This window comes from Winogradskyella sp. (assembly GCF_003712105.1).
GTDB lineage: Bacteria > Bacteroidota > Bacteroidia > Flavobacteriales > Flavobacteriaceae > Winogradskyella.
Genome location: NZ_RHLG01000001.1, coordinates 293217 through 306190 on the forward strand (window position 1 = coordinate 293217; position 12974 = coordinate 306190).

General features: G+C 33.4%; 13 protein-coding genes and 1 tRNA gene. 4 read left to right on the forward strand and 10 right to left on the reverse strand.

The features are described 5' to 3' along the window. The first annotated feature begins 2 nt into the window (after nucleotides 1-2). Complete coding sequence (gene asnS, locus ED556_RS01445; RefSeq protein ID WP_296318760.1) at nucleotides 3-1439, forward strand: asparagine--tRNA ligase; 1437 nt, start codon at nucleotides 3-5, stop codon at nucleotides 1437-1439. 124 nt (nucleotides 1440-1563) lie between these two features. Continuing rightward, nucleotides 1564-3027, forward strand: a complete 1464-nt coding sequence (gene rpoN, locus ED556_RS01450; RefSeq protein WP_296318761.1) for an RNA polymerase factor sigma-54 — start codon at nucleotides 1564-1566, stop codon at nucleotides 3025-3027. Here the strand turns inward: rpoN and ED556_RS01455 are convergent. Then, nucleotides 3024-4919 (reverse strand): hypothetical protein, encoded by a 1896-nt coding sequence (locus ED556_RS01455; RefSeq protein ID WP_296318762.1) that lies wholly within the window; start codon nucleotides 4917-4919, stop codon nucleotides 3024-3026. The genes rpoN and ED556_RS01455 overlap by 4 nt on opposite strands. 101 nt (nucleotides 4920-5020) lie before the next feature. Between ED556_RS01455 and ED556_RS01460 the strand changes: the two genes are divergently transcribed. Next, nucleotides 5021-5632: a hypothetical protein gene (locus tag ED556_RS01460; protein ID WP_296318763.1), complete on the forward strand. Its 612-nt coding sequence runs from the start codon at nucleotides 5021-5023 to the stop codon at nucleotides 5630-5632. On the opposite strand, the gene ED556_RS01465 is transcribed toward ED556_RS01460, so the two are convergent. From ED556_RS01465 to ED556_RS01500, 8 genes are all read right to left on the reverse strand, one after another. Next, nucleotides 5620-6312 (reverse strand): porin family protein, encoded by a 693-nt coding sequence (locus tag ED556_RS01465; RefSeq protein WP_296318764.1) that lies wholly within the window; start codon nucleotides 6310-6312, stop codon nucleotides 5620-5622. The genes ED556_RS01460 and ED556_RS01465 overlap by 13 nt on opposite strands. 86 nt (nucleotides 6313-6398) lie before the next feature. After that, nucleotides 6399-6866, reverse strand: a complete 468-nt coding sequence (locus ED556_RS01470) for a biopolymer transporter ExbD (RefSeq protein WP_296318765.1) — start codon at nucleotides 6864-6866, stop codon at nucleotides 6399-6401. Nucleotides 6867-6871: 5 nt separating this feature from the next. After that, nucleotides 6872-7507, reverse strand: a complete 636-nt coding sequence (locus ED556_RS01475) for a biopolymer transporter ExbD (protein ID WP_296318766.1) — start codon at nucleotides 7505-7507, stop codon at nucleotides 6872-6874. Between the two features lie 6 nt (nucleotides 7508-7513). Next, entirely contained in the window at nucleotides 7514-7951 is a 438-nt protein-coding gene (locus tag ED556_RS01480; RefSeq protein WP_296318767.1) for a hypothetical protein, read from the reverse strand. A 9-nt stretch (nucleotides 7952-7960) separates the two neighbouring features. Further along, the gene (locus ED556_RS01485; protein ID WP_296318768.1) at nucleotides 7961-8731 is read right to left on the reverse strand and encodes a MotA/TolQ/ExbB proton channel family protein; all 771 of its coding nucleotides are present in this window, start codon (nucleotides 8729-8731) and stop codon (nucleotides 7961-7963) included. A 75-nt stretch (nucleotides 8732-8806) separates the two neighbouring features. Next, nucleotides 8807-8894, reverse strand: a tRNA-Ser gene (locus ED556_RS01490). A gap of 146 nt (nucleotides 8895-9040) precedes the next feature. Beyond that, nucleotides 9041-10066 carry an asparaginase gene (locus ED556_RS01495; RefSeq protein ID WP_296318769.1) on the reverse strand — a complete coding sequence of 342 codons (1026 nt, stop codon included), beginning with the start codon at nucleotides 10064-10066 and terminating at the stop codon, nucleotides 9041-9043. 2 nt (nucleotides 10067-10068) lie between these two features. Next, on the reverse strand, nucleotides 10069-10836 hold the full coding sequence (locus ED556_RS01500) for a TatD family hydrolase (protein WP_296318770.1): 768 nt from the start codon (nucleotides 10834-10836) through the stop codon (nucleotides 10069-10071). A gap of 47 nt (nucleotides 10837-10883) precedes the next feature. On the opposite strand from ED556_RS01500, the gene ED556_RS01505 reads away from it, so the two are divergent. After that, nucleotides 10884-11327, forward strand: coding sequence for a retropepsin-like aspartic protease (locus ED556_RS01505; RefSeq protein ID WP_296318771.1), 444 nt, complete (start codon nucleotides 10884-10886; stop codon nucleotides 11325-11327). A 374-nt stretch (nucleotides 11328-11701) separates the two neighbouring features. Here the strand turns inward: ED556_RS01505 and odhB are convergent, their stop codons facing one another. Then, nucleotides 11702-12934, reverse strand: a complete 1233-nt coding sequence (gene odhB / locus ED556_RS01510) for a 2-oxoglutarate dehydrogenase complex dihydrolipoyllysine-residue succinyltransferase (protein WP_296318772.1) — start codon at nucleotides 12932-12934, stop codon at nucleotides 11702-11704. Nucleotides 12935-12974: the final 40 nt, after the last annotated feature.

The window sequence follows — 12974 nt, forward strand, 5'->3', positions numbered from 1 at the left end:
AAATGAATACAACAAAAACCGTAACAGAACTATTATCAGAAGACATTACATTACAACACGTAAGCGTAAAAGGTTGGGTAAGAACCTTCAGGGCAAATAGATTTATTGCTCTAAATGATGGCTCAACTATAAATAATATTCAGTGCGTTGTAGATTTTGAAAATTTTGACGAGTCTCTTTTAAAGCGAATTACTACAGGTGCAGCTCTACATATTACTGGTGAACTTGTAGAAAGTCAAGGTAAAGGACAAAAGGTTGAAATCATTGTTTCAACTATTGAAGTTTTGGGTGATTCTGATCCTGAAACCTATCCGATTCAGCCTAAAAAACACTCTTTTGAATTCTTAAGAGAAAATGCGCACTTACGCACAAGAACCAGTACATTTAGCGCCATAATGCGTATAAAATCTTCTTTGTCATTTGCAGTACATAAGTTTTTTACAGAGAATGGATTTTACAATATGCATACCCCAATGATTACTGGCAGTGATGCGGAAGGCGCAGGAGAAATGTTTAGAGTGACAACTTTAGACCCAAAAAATCCGCCATTAGATGACAATGGTGAGGTTGACTTTAAGCAAGATTTCTTTGGTAAAGAAGCTAATTTAACGGTTTCAGGACAATTAGAGGCTGAAACTTATGCTATGTCTTTAGGTAAGGTCTATACGTTTGGACCTACATTTAGAGCAGAAAATTCTAATACATCTCGTCATTTGGCTGAGTTTTGGATGATTGAGCCAGAAGTTGCATTCATGGATTTGGATGGTAATATGGACTTAGCTGAAGACTTTATTAAAAGTGTTGTCAGCTATGTTTTAGAACACAATCAAGAAGACTTAGAGTTTTTAGACAATCGTTTATTTAATGAGGAAAAAACTAAACCTCAAAACGAGCGTAGCCCTATGCGTCTTATTGAACGCTTAAAGTTTGTTACTGATAATAACTTTAAGCGCGTAAGCTATACCGAAGCCATAGATATTCTTAGAAATAGTAAACCAAATAAAAAGAAAAAGTTCAAATACTTAATTAATGAATGGGGTGCAGATTTACAGTCGGAGCACGAACGTTTTCTTGTTGAAAAGCACTTTAAATGCCCGGTAATTTTATTCGATTATCCAGCAAATATAAAGGCCTTTTATATGCGATTAAATGATGACGGGAAAACCGTTAGGGCCATGGATGTTCTTTTCCCTGGTATTGGCGAAATTATTGGTGGCTCGCAACGTGAAGAGCGTTTGGATGTATTAAAAGAAAAAATGGCAGCTCTTGATATTCCTGAAGAAGAATTATGGTGGTATTTAGACCTTAGAAAGTTTGGTACTGCAGTGCATTCAGGCTTTGGATTAGGTTTCGAGCGTCTGGTTATGTTCTCAACTGGCATGACAAATATTAGAGATGTTATTCCTTATCCAAGAACACCCCAAAACGCAGAATTTTAAAAAAATTTAAAATTTTTATAAAACAATCTAATTACGGTACGGTTTTAGATTGTTTTCATATTTTTAACTCGATAATCGAGTTTTATGCTAGTAATAGCATGTTTCAAAATTCTTTAACCAACAGATGCTAAAACAGTACTTACAATTTAAGTTATCACAAAAGTTATCTCCGCAACAAATTCAGTTGATGAAACTAATTCAGTTGCCTACTCAAGCTTTTGAACAACGCTTAAAACAGGAGCTCGAGGAAAATCCTGCATTAGATACTGGTAAAGAAAGTGATGCAAAGGAGAATGAGTTTGACGAGTTCGATAATTCACAAGACGAGTACAATGATAACGAAACTATAGATGCTGGAGATATTAATGTTGATGAGTATTTAAGCGATGATGAGATACCTGATTATAGAACCCACGCAAACAATTACAGTGCTGATGATGATGAAAAGTCTGTGCCTTATGCTTCGGGAACATCATTTACACAGCACCTAATCAATCAATTAAATACATTTAGACTAGATGACCAAGAGTATGAAATTGCGCAATTCTTGGTTGGTAGTGTTGATGAAAGTGGTTATATAAGACGCTCTTTATCAGATATTACAGATGATCTTGCTTTTACTCAGAATGTGTATACAACTGAAGAAGAAGTTGAAAAAGTTTTAGGTGTAGTTCATCAATTAGATCCAGCTGGTGTTGGTGCAAGAAATTTGCAAGAATGTTTAAGTATTCAACTTAATAGAAAAGAGCAGCATCCAGATGTTGAATTGGCAACAAAGATTATAGATAAAGCCTTTGAGCAGTTTACAAAAAAGCATTACAAGAAATTACTTCAGAAATTTAGTATTACAGAAGAAGAACTTAAAAATGCTATCGAAGAAGTTGAGCAACTTAATCCTAAACCAGGTGGCTCTTACTCTGGGAACAATCGTATTATAGAGCATATCGTTCCTGATTTTGCAATTAAAATTATTGATGGTGAATTGGAGTTGACCCTTAATGGTAGAAATGCCCCTGAACTGCATGTTTCAAGAACCTATAACAATATGCTAAAAGGATATAAGGAATCTAAAGAGAAAACAAAATCTCAAAAAGATGCCGTATTGTTTATTAAGCAAAAGCTAGATGCAGCAAAGTGGTTTATTGAAGCAGTGAAACAAAGGCAACAAACCCTTTTTGTAACGATGAGCGCCATTATGCATTATCAAAAAGATTACTTCTTATCTGGTGACGAGCGCATGCTTAAACCAATGATCCTTAAAGATATTGCGGACGAAATTGATATGGATGTATCCACAGTATCTCGCGTTGCAAATAGTAAATATGTCGATACACCATACGGAACAAAACTCATTAAAGAGTTCTTTTCTGAATCTATGACTAACGACAAAGGTGAAGAAGTATCTACTCGAGAGATTAAAAAAATACTCGAGACAGTCATTGAAGAAGAGGATAAAAAGAAACCGCTTACCGATGATAAATTAGCTGGTATATTAAAAGAAAAAGGCTATCCTATAGCAAGACGTACTGTTGCTAAATACCGCGAACAATTAGACATACCTGTTGCTCGTCTGCGCAAGAAAATTTAATCGACACAATTTTCGCAATAATTTGCCCTGAGATAATCATCTTTTAATAATTGAAAGGTGACACCATCTTTTTCAGGAGAATTAAACAATTGGCAAAATCTTTCTTTATTTAAGTTTACGGCATTTAACATAATGGTTCTATACTCATCTGTTTGTGTGAGTTCTTGATTAATTAATGTAAGATTTAAATAATAAAAGAGTAAATTTTCATCGACATCAATTTGCCTTGCTTTATTAGTTAATAACTCAGCTGCAGCATCAACATTTGCGTAATACGATAAAAACTGAGCTAAACTGAAATAGTCAAAATCGGTCAATGGCATTTTTTCGTACTTAGCTTTTATGAAGTTTACCGATTTATCTTTCTTCGAATAATCTCTTTTTCTATAAAAATTTTCACTTTGGATAATATGGTAATTAACCATCATTCTATCAATAAGAGATGTATCGATATTGTATTTTTCAAGATTATAAATTTCATTTTTAAAAGTAGATGGATTTACTTCTTCAAACTTATATCGCCAAATTTTAAACTTAATAGCCGTTAAGTTATACTTAATCTTAGGATTTTTAGGATCTAGTTCTTGTAGTGCTTCAAGCTCATTTCTAACAATTATTATCTGTCTTTCATCTAACTGATATTTTATAGCACTATTCTTATTGAGCAGATTAATAAAATTTACTTGCTTTGGAACTTCGAGTTGTTTTAATATATCAGGTGATACTTCACTATTTTTTAGTTTTTCAAATAATGTGTTTTGTATGGCTGTTGCCTTATCAATATCTTCATCTTTAACTGATGCGTTAAACTGTGAAATTAATTGCTCTGTTGGCATCGTCTTATAAACATCTTTTTTCTCTAATTCTAGAGTAACAAGCGCTTTTCTATGATTTTGCAAAATAGGTTCCATTTCTTCAGAAAATGCACCAACCAGTTTTTGTTTTACTTGAGATTTACTCAGTTTTTTTAAATCTTCGTAAGTTGTTCCTTCTATATCATTTAAAAATTCAACCCAGTTTTCTGACGAAGAAACCGTTGTTTTTATATCCGGTTTTTGATACGTCTGTATGGCCTTTGCTATACTATTAGCTCTTGCTTCTTGAAGCTCTATATTTCTTGATAAGCTACCTTCTACAGAAGCGTAGGCTTTAATATTAATGGTTTTAATATTAAAGTCTGTAAGATTTAATGAATCGTACATTGGCTTAATGTCCTCTGGTGAATAGACAGATTTATTCTTCTCAAAGGGAATTTTGAATTTCAATGTTTTGTAACGTAGCCTCACATTTTCTTCACCTTGACCAATGACTTTTTGTTTCCTAAAACTTATGGAGTCTAAATACATTCCCATGTCTAACAAATCCCAGTTATAGGCTTTTAGGTTGTATATAATTTGATATCTGCATAAAGTTTTATGTCCTAAAAACAGAATGTTATATTCCAGTTCTTTTCCTTTTAATTCAGTTGGTACTTTACCTAGTAGAACCCTGAAGAGATCATCGCCATTAGGTTTTAAACCGCTTTTAAGACGTTGTGCATAAACTGGTTTTAAGAGTACTCCACTAATCTGTTTTTCCTCTATTTGTGCAACATCACAATTGTATAAGTCTTTTGCAACAACATCGAGCGCTAAGCCATCAGAAGCATTTTTAAAAAGTTTATTAAACCACTTCTTGTCATTAGTTTGAAAATATAAGTTGTCATTTTCATTTACTATTGAAAAACGCACCTCTTTAGGTTTTTGCCGAAATGTATTAAAGCAGTTTGTACAAGCTTTGTTACGCTCGGCCTCAGTTTGAGGGAATATTATTCTATAGTTATCATTCTGAGAAAACGAAACGTTAACCGTTAAAAGAAGTATTGTTATGTAAATTAAAAATTGGCTTTTCATTTTATATCAAATAAGATTCCTAAATTAATAATATGATTTAACTCTTAAATACTATACCTGTATTATTTTAGATTTAAACACTTACATTTGTTTCAGAATTTATGGACTTTTTTTTTAAGAGTATATCGTACGTATTGCATCCTCTTATAATGCCTTTACTTGGTGTGTTTTTTTATTTTCATAAAACACCAAGGTTTATTCCGGAGCCTATTGTTAACGCCAAATTATTTTCTACAGCACTACTAACACTCTTACTGCCAATTTTAGTGTATTACCTTTTAAAAACACTTAATAAGGTAAATAGTATATACCTTAAGTCAACTCAAGAGCGTAAACTACCTTTGTTGATTAACTCGGTCATTATTACGTTAGTTGTTACGAGAATATTTCCTGTTAATGAGATTGAGGAACTGTTTTACTTTTTTGTTGGTATTTTATTTTCTACACTGCTTTGTTTTATATGTGCTTTATTAAAAATTAAAGCAAGTATACATATGTTGGCTGCATCTGGTTTTTTTATGTTTGCCATTGCATTAAGTATCCATTTTAAAATAAATATTAATGGTACTATAGCATTGATGCTTATATTACTAGGAGCAATAGCGAGTTCAAGGTTACACCTTAAAGCACATAATTTTGTAGAATTAATTGTAGGAAGTATTATTGGTTTTGCACCTCAGCTTTTTCTATTTGTCTACGGTTACAGTATGTAAAATATAATACCCACTCTAACTGCTCGTGAATCAATGGCATTAGCATTTAATTGAGCTGAATCATCAAAAATTGGGTTTAGACCATAATACAATTGAAAATTCCAAGTACCATAGCCTGCACTTAATGTAATACCATATTGCAGAGTATTAAAATCATCATTATTAGAGATTTTATTATTCAACACATCACTTCTTAGCTTTGAAGAATTAAATAGGACATAGCTAATTTTAAACCCAGGATATATTCTCCAGAATTTATATGTCGATGGTGTTGATGTGCGCCAGCGTAGCTCAAAAGGGATATCAATAAGGTAGGTTGTAAATTTATTTTTTGAGACATTTCCCAAAGATAAATCATCTTCTAAATCATAATTTACTCCTGAAACACCTTCAGTAATGACAAGGTTTTGATTATACGAGTTTGATGAAATTCCCAGACCCAAACCTATTGCCCAGTTGCGTCGTTTATTGATTGGCATGTCTCTTATGACACCAAAGTGAAAACCCGTTGAGAAATTACTCTGTGATACACCAGCTGGATTATCGGTCAATAGATTATATGTTATCGATGCATAGAATTGATCTTCTCGATATCGGTTGTCTTCTTCAACGGTAAGACTATCTTGTGCATTAGAAACGACACAAGACATTAAAAGAATAATATATATATACTGACGCATCCGTAAATCTAATAAATATTACATGTTAAACATAAAAAAAGCGCTATGACATAATCATAACGCTTTTAAAAAATTAAGATTTTAATTTATTCGTCTTGTTTTTGAGCAGTTACATACATTATTTTTAATGCATTTGCTTCTCTTAGTTCTTGCTTAACGTCAGATACAAGACCTGCGTTGGTGCCTTCATCAACCTTAAGGCCAACAACTATTCTATCTTTCAATTCTTCAGGTAACGTTGCGATATATTCAAATACTGCTGGCTGTACAGATTCTAATCCAACAAATGAGTCATTGATTTGAAGACGTCCTTCTTTACCGTAAGTACTCTTGTATTGATCACTTGGCTTACCAGCATAAATAAACATTGTTCTGTCTTTTTTAAGCTTCTCTATCTGATTTGCAGCAGGAAGAGTATTTTCTACCATTGTAGTATTATCTCTCATTACAGTAGCAACCATAAAAAAGAATAATAACATAAATACAATGTCTGGTAAAGATGCCGTCGAAATCGCCGGTAAATCACCACCTTTTTTCTTCTTAAACTTAGACATATCTATTAACTTTTATCAGGCTCAGCCTCAGATAATTTTAAAGGATACATTTCCTTAATTCTCTGAATATCGGCATTAAGCTTTTCGTCTTTATTAAACTGATTTTTCTCTTTTTCATCAAGCATAGCTTGGAATACATTGTCTACATTTGGATATCTATTTCCAAATAAACGCTGTGCTTCTCTATTTCTTAAGAAATTATACGCAGCAACTAATTCGTTTTGCACTTCGATATACCTTCCATAAGAAGTCTCTCTATCATGCTTTAAAGTAATAATTGCTTTATCTGGATGATCTGAAGATGCTGGGTCTTTCTTACCCTGACAATAATCACAAGATTCACCTTCAGCATTTACACCGCCTCCATTATCTAGAAAATCGATAGCTGCTTCTCTTAAATCCTTTATATCCATATCCTCTTCTTCAACAAACAAACGATCTTGTCTATTTACTAAGATTGTAAATAGGTTCTTTTGTTTAATGATTGGAGGTTCTACTTCAGAGTCATCAATTGGTGGTAAACTTCTTAAAATACCTTTATCCTTTTCAATCGTGGTTGTCACCAAGAAAAAAATCAATAGTAAGAAAGCAATGTCAGCCATTGAACCTGCGTTAACTTCTGGTGCTGCTCTTTTTGCCATAATCTACTATTTACTTAATATTTTTTTTACTCCTGAGAAAATCATTGCAATTGCAGCAACTGCCAATAGTATATAAAATGCTACCAGTCCAGTTCCTACCATGTGCGATTGACCATCCGTTGCAAAACCATCTTGCAATTTATATTGGGTAGGGTCTCCTCCAGATACTAAATAAGAAATTAGTATTACTGCAGCAAAAGCTCCCAATCCAATAAGTGTGTTTTTTAAGCCTGCTGTATTTGTAATTAAGTTTTTAACTACAAAGAATACAACAAAGGCTAAAACTAATCCTAAAATGGCATACGCTATAAACGCCATAGGATCTACCAAGCCTGCAGACTCACCACTCTTGATTGCGTCATCACCAGCAGAAATAATTCTAACTAGCGATACAATACCAAGAACACCAAGTAAGGCTGCTACTATTTTTAATATTTTGTGCATATCCTATTCTTATTTTTTGTGTCTTACTAATAAGTCCATCAATGTGATAGATGAATCCTCCATGTCGTTTACTATACTATCAATCTTAGCAATAATATAGTTGTAGAAAATTTGAAGAATAATAGCCACAATAAGACCGAATACCGTTGTTAAAAGTGCCACTTTAATACCACCTGCTACTAAAGAAGGTTGCATATCACCAGCAGCTTCAATTTTATCGAATGCTTGAATCATACCAATTACCGTACCCATGAAACCAAGCATAGGTGCTAAAGCGATAAATAACGATATCCAAGATACATTCTTTTCTAACTGTCCCATTTGTACACCACCGTAAGCAACAACAGCTTTTTCGGCAGCATCTATGTCCTCATCCGCTCTGTCTAATCCTTGGTAGAAAATTGACGCAACAGGACCTTTAGTATTTCTACAAACTTCCTTTGCAGCTTCAATGCCTCCAGAGGCAAGCGCATCTTCAACATTTTGAGTTAATTTTTTCGTATTTGTTGTAGAGAGATTTAAAAAGATAATTCTTTCAATAGCTATAGCTAAACCAAGAATTAAACATAATAAAACGATACCCATAAATCCAGGTCCACCTTCTATAAATCTCTTTTTTAATTCTTGATGAAACCCTTCACTTTCAGCTGCATCGTCAGTTGAATCTTGGGCTACGTTTACAACAGCTGTTGTAGCTGCTACTGTTGTTGTTGCATTTGCATTAACAGTTCCAATAACCATTAAACACGTAATGGCAAGGATAGAAAATAATCTTTTCATTGTCTTGAATCTTAATTTTATTAGTTAAAGTGTTAAAGATAAAAAAAATATGTAATTAATGAAGGAAAACATGAGCAGAGAGGAAGGGATTCGAACCCTCGAAACGCTTTTGACGTTTACACACTTTCCAGGCGTGCGCCTTCGACCACTCGGCCACCTCTCTGTAAGCCTTATTAGAATTACAGAACGCCAAATAACAAAAAAAACTTTAAACACTAAAATTTGATGCGTTAATTTTGGATTATTATAACTAGATAGGCGCTTATCGGGCTTTTAAAGGATCATAAGATTTGGCAATATAGCTCTAGTCTAGGACATTTCTCCTCGCAACGCTGTTTCAAAAATTGTTTTAAATTCTGATGGCTCAATTTCTTGACCAATAAGATACATAAGCTTAGTCACAGCAGCTTCGGTGGTTATATCTTTACCAGAAATGAGACCAATATCTTTTAATTGGGAACTTGTTTCGTATTGACCCATAAAAACGCTTCCACCAGCACATTGTGTTACATTAATAATATGTACTCCTCGAGATATAGCCTCACTTAAAAGGGTTATAAACCAATCTTCAGTAGTAGCATTTCCAGACCCATAAGTTTCTAGCACTACGCCTTTAATATCTTTAGACGATAATACTGTTTTTAGAATAAGCTCTGATATACCAGGAAAAAGTTTAATGACTACAACATTAGTATCTAACTGTTTATTTACGATTAACTTTGAACTTTGGTTGGGTTTTAGAAGTAAAGATGTACTGACATTAAGATGAACACCTGATTCTGCTATGTGCGGAAAATTTAGAGAAGCAAATGCTTCGAAGTGCTCTGCATTAATTTTAGTGGTTCTGTTGCCACGATAGAGTTTATATTCAAAATATAATCCTACTTCTCTAATTATTGGAACGCCATTATCTTGAAGTGATGCTAACTGAATCGAAGTGATTAAGTTCTCTTTGGCATCTGTGCGCAAATCCCCAATTGGTAATTGCGACCCAGTAAAAATGACTGGCTTACAAAGGTTCTCTAACATGAAACTTAATGCAGAAGCTGAGTAGCTCATTGTATCACTTCCGTGCAGCACCACAAAGCCGTCAAAGTCTTTGTAATTAGTTTCAATACTATCGGCAATCATCCCCCAATACTTAGGACTCATGTTAGAAGAATCTATAGGTTCATTGAAAGAGATAGTTTCAATGTTACAATCTAACAAACGTAATTCGGGAATTCGTTTTAATAAATTATTAAAATCAAATGCTTTTAAGGCTCCAGAATCAGGGTTTTTAACCATTCCAATTGTTCCGCCTGTATAGATAAGAAGTATGTTTGGTTTACTCATAGCTAAATTCCAAATATTGTTTTTGAATTTTCAGTGGTAATCATGGCGATCTCGTCAACAGAAATTCTGTAAAGTTCTGATAGTTTTTCAACTACATTAATAATATAACTACTTTCATTACGCTTACCTCTATATGGTTTTGGAGCTAAATAAGGTGAATCTGTTTCTAAGACAATATGCTCAAGACCTATTTGATTTATAAACTGATCTATTTTACCATTCTTAAATGTAACTACACCGCCAATACCTAATTTCATGTTATAAGATATAGCCTGCTTTGCTTGATCCAAATTTCCGGTAAAGCAATGAAATATTCCAAATACATCCTCACTCTTTTCATCCTCTAAAACTTGAAAAATTTCGTCGAATGCTTCTCGGCAATGTATTACTATTGGTAACTTATATTTTTTTGCCAGATTAATTTGATATTTAAACGCTTCAATTTGAATATCTAATGTACTCTTATCCCAATATAAGTCAATACCTATTTCACCTACTGCATGAAAACTCCTTTTTTGGAATTGTGCTTCAACATGGGCTAACTCATCTTTAAAATTTGCTTTAACAGATGTTGGATGTAAACCCATCATTAAAAACACTTGATTTGGAAAATCGTCTTCTAACTTATACATCGCATTTGTATAGCTAGAATCAATTGCAGGGATAAAAAACCGCTGTACACCTTTGCTAATGGCCCTATTTATCATTTCATGCCTGTCATTATCAAAAGCTTCACTATATAAATGTGTATGTGTATCGGTTAAAATCATGGTGCAAAAATAATCCTTTATAAACTATATTTGTACAAATTGCTACAATGGATACACTTAAAGATTTTTTAACTATTAAAGGATATTCTAAGGTAAAACTCAAGCTTACTAAAACTAATCATTTTGAGATTAAAGCGTTAATTAATGGCGTTAAAGGTCGATTTATTTTAGATACTGGAGCATCAAGTAGTTGTGTTGGGTTTGAGGCCATAGATCAATTTAATCTTAAAGTGGAGGATTCTGAAATAAAAGCTGTTGGTGCAGGTGCTTCTGATATGGCCACTAAACTATCAAAATACAATACTATTAAAATAGGTAAATGGCAAAAAGGACGTGTTGCTATAGTACTTTTTAATCTCACTCATGTTAATCAGGGTTTAGCCAATCATAATGCGAATAAAGTTGATGGTATTATTGGTGCAGATATCTTAAAAAAAGCGAAAGGAATTATTGATTACGATAAAAAATACCTTTATCTAAAACTCGATTAATCTATTTCTTCTGGATTACATAAAATTATAGTTTTTATCTATTATTATTATTATTTCAATAGAAAAAAACAATTTTTACCCCAAAAAATTACGTATTTCTACGTATAAATAAACCAAATTATATTCTGAACTTTACGCTATCTAATAATCAATCATTTTATATCTGAGAGACTGCTTTAATGAAGAACAACAACAGTAAAATATTTGTGTTATTATTAATTGTAAGTACTGTTGCTATCATTACAGCAAATATCTCAGTGATTTTTTTTAGTTAATTTTAGTTTAGTTAGCTTTAGATATGTAAGGGTATCTAAATAACAAAAAGCGCAATTTGGGGGAATTGCGCTTTTTTTCGTTATGAGTATTTATTAGGACTACATCTCTAGAGCCTTTTTAATGTCATTATCCATAAGTAATTCTACTGGATTTTCTAAAGCTTCTTTTACAGCAACTAAAAAGCCTACTGACTCTTTACCATCAATGATTCTATGATCATAAGATAAAGCCACATACATAATAGGTCTTATTTCAACATTTCCATTAACCGCCACTGGGCGTTCAACTATATTATGCATTCCCAAAATGCCACTTTGAGGTGGGTTTATAATTGGTGTTGATAGCATGCTTCCGAAAACGCCACCGTTAGAAATTGTAAACGTACCACCAGTCATTTCATCTACAGTGATTTGTCCGTCACGAGCTCTTAATGCCAAACGTTTAACCTCAGACTCTACGCCTCTAAATGATAGATTTTCAGCATTTCTAATAACGGGAACCATTAATCCTTTTGGTCCAGATACAGCAATACTAATATCTACAAAATCGTAAGAAATCATTTCTTTACCATCTATCATAGAGTTTACAGCTGGATATAATTTTAACGCTCTAACAACAGCTAATGTGAAGAAGCTCATAAACCCAAGACCTACACCATGTTTTGCCTTGAAATCTTCTTTATATTGTTTTCGTAAATCAAAAATTGGTGACATATCAACCTCATTAAATGTGGTTAACATAGCCGTAGTATTCTTTGCTTCAACTAAACGCTCTGCTACTTTACGACGTAACATTGACATTTTGCTTCGTGAAGTACCTCTGTTCCCGCCTGTTGGTGTTCCCATAGATGGAACTGCATTAACAGCATCATCTTTTGTGATACGTCCATCTTTTCCTGAACCCTTGACTGTGTTCGCATCTATACCTTTTTCGTCTAGTATCTTTTTAGCAGCAGGACTTGGAGTACCTGTAGCATAAGTTTTTGTTTCAGCAGGTGCAACAGGCTTAGGTTCTTCTTTTTTAGGCGTGTCTTCTTTTGTCTCTTTTTTAGGTGCAGCGTCTCCTTCTGGCTTAGCAGCGCTTGTATCAATTAAACAAACCACTGCTCCTACAGTGACGGCATCACCTTCTTCGTATCTATGACCACTCGAATCAGCCAAGGTTATGATACCACTTGCTTCAGCAGGAAGCTCTAATGTAGCTTTATCACTATCTACTTCGGCAATGGCTTGGTCTTTTTCTACGAAATCTCCATCTTGTACTAACCATTCTGCAATTTCAACTTCTGTAATTGATTCGCCTGGTGAAGGCACTTTCATTTCTAAAATCATTGTTCTCTTAATTTATTTTAGCTTTGATTTGAGTGTTTTA

Bases quoted from the DNA above. Each gene is read 5' to 3' on its own strand.
- rpoN (WP_296318761.1), top strand. From the start codon at position 1,564: ATGCTAAAACAGTACTTACAATTTAAGTTATCACAAAAGTTATCTCCG.
- ED556_RS01470 (WP_296318765.1), bottom strand. From the start codon at position 6,866: ATGTCTAAGTTTAAGAAGAAAAAAGGTGGTGATTTACCGGCGATTTCG.
- ED556_RS01455 (WP_296318762.1), bottom strand. From the start codon at position 4,919: ATGAAAAGCCAATTTTTAATTTACATAACAATACTTCTTTTAACGGTT.
- ED556_RS01480 (WP_296318767.1), bottom strand. From the start codon at position 7,951: ATGCACAAAATATTAAAAATAGTAGCAGCCTTACTTGGTGTTCTTGGT.
- ED556_RS01460 (WP_296318763.1), top strand. From the start codon at position 5,021: ATGGACTTTTTTTTTAAGAGTATATCGTACGTATTGCATCCTCTTATA.
- ED556_RS01500 (WP_296318770.1), bottom strand. From the start codon at position 10,836: ATGATTTTAACCGATACACATACACATTTATATAGTGAAGCTTTTGAT.
- ED556_RS01465 (WP_296318764.1), bottom strand. From the start codon at position 6,312: ATGCGTCAGTATATATATATTATTCTTTTAATGTCTTGTGTCGTTTCT.
- ED556_RS01485 (WP_296318768.1), bottom strand. From the start codon at position 8,731: ATGAAAAGATTATTTTCTATCCTTGCCATTACGTGTTTAATGGTTATT.
- asnS (WP_296318760.1), top strand. From the start codon at position 3: ATGAATACAACAAAAACCGTAACAGAACTATTATCAGAAGACATTACA.
- ED556_RS01475 (WP_296318766.1), bottom strand. From the start codon at position 7,507: ATGGCAAAAAGAGCAGCACCAGAAGTTAACGCAGGTTCAATGGCTGAC.
- ED556_RS01505 (WP_296318771.1), top strand. From the start codon at position 10,884: ATGGATACACTTAAAGATTTTTTAACTATTAAAGGATATTCTAAGGTA.
- ED556_RS01495 (WP_296318769.1), bottom strand. From the start codon at position 10,066: ATGAGTAAACCAAACATACTTCTTATCTATACAGGCGGAACAATTGGA.
- odhB (WP_296318772.1), bottom strand. From the start codon at position 12,934: ATGATTTTAGAAATGAAAGTGCCTTCACCAGGCGAATCAATTACAGAA.